Source organism: Streptomyces sp. NPDC055078 (assembly GCF_053607985.1).
In genome coordinates this window covers 1-1441 of record NZ_JBSGUP010000612.1, presented here as the reverse complement: position 1 = coordinate 1441, position 1441 = coordinate 1, and the positions used below count along the sequence as shown (strand labels likewise).

Annotated in this window: 1 protein-coding gene; it reads left to right on the top strand. The window is 73.5% G+C overall.

Annotation, left to right across the window (positions count from 1 at the left end; all coding sequences use genetic code 11):
• A partial coding sequence (locus ACWF94_RS33260) for a gamma-glutamyltransferase family protein (protein ID WP_453497151.1) occupies window positions 1-1381 on the top strand: 1381 nt, incomplete at its 5' end.
• Window positions 1382-1441 lie beyond the last annotated feature (60 nt).

Below are 1441 nucleotides of genomic sequence, written 5' to 3'. Positions count from 1 at the left end.
GAGTACCCCCGGCACCCCCGCCACCTGGGACGCGGCGCTCGAAGCCTGGGGGACCAAGCCGCTCCGGCACCTGCTGGAACCGGCGGAGTCCCTGGCGCGGAACGGCTTCACCGTCGACGCCACCTTCCGCTCGCAGACCGCCGACAACCAGGCGCGGTTCGCCGACTTCCCCGCCAGCGCCGAACTCTTCCTGCCGGGCGGCCGGCTCCCGGTGGTCGGCTCCGTCTTCAAGAACCCGGATCTGGCGCGCACCTACCGGGAGATGGGGCGCAAGGGCGCCGACGCCCTCTACCGGGGCCCGATCGCCCGGGACATCGTCCGGACCGTACAGCACCCGCCGGTGGCCGACGGGGTCACCCGCAAGGTGCGCCCCGGCGAGCTGACCCAGCGGGATCTGCGGTCGTACGACACGATCCGGCGCGCACCCACCAAGGTCTCCTACCGGGGGCTGGACGTCTACGGCATGGCCCCCTCCTCGTCGGGCGGCACCAGTGTCGGCGAGGCGCTCAACATCCTGGAGCGCACCGATCTGTCGGGGGCGACCCGGGCGGGCTATCTGCACCGCCTCATCGAGGCGAGCCGGATCGCGTTCGCCGACCGGGGCCGCTGGGTCGGCGACCCGGCCTTCGAGGACGTACCGGTGAAGGGGCTGCTCTCACAGCGGTTCGCCGACGCGCGCGGCTGTCTGATCAAGGACGACGCGGTGCTCACCAGTCCGCTCGCGCCGGGCGACCCACGCGGCCCGGGCGCCCCCCGGCCGTGCGGCAGTACGGGGAAGGCGGCCCCGACGACATACGAGGGGGAGAACACCACCCATCTGACGGCAGCCGACAAGTGGGGCAATGTCGTCGCGTACACGCTGACGATCGAGTCGACCGGCGGCAGCGGCATCACCGTGCCGGGCCGGGGGTTCCTGCTCAACAATGAACTCACCGACTTCTCGTTCGCTCCCGCGAACCCGGCCGTCCACGACCCCAATCTGCCGGGGCCGGGCAAGCGCCCCCGCTCGTCGATCTCGCCGACGATCGTGCTGGACGACGGGCGGCCGGTGCTCGCGCTCGGCTCGCCGGGCGGTTCGACCATCATCACCACCGTGCTCCAGAGTCTGACGGGCCGTCTGGACCGGGGCCTGCCGCTGGTGGAGGCGATCGCCGCCCCCCGCGCCAGCCAGCGCAACCAGCCGACCACCGAGCTGGAGCCCGGTCTGTGGAACAGCCCGGTCCGTGCCGAGCTGGAGCGGATCGGCCACGCCTTCCGGCAGAACCCGGAGATCGGCGCGGCGACGGGTATCGAGCGGCTGCCGGACGGGCGGTGGCTCGCGGCGGCCGAGAAGGTCCGCAGGGGAGGCGGCTCGGCGATGGTCGTCCGCCCTGTGCCGTAGCGGCGCCGCCGGGCGTCATCCGTCCGGCCCCCGCCCGCCCGTGGCCCGTCCGGCGTCAAT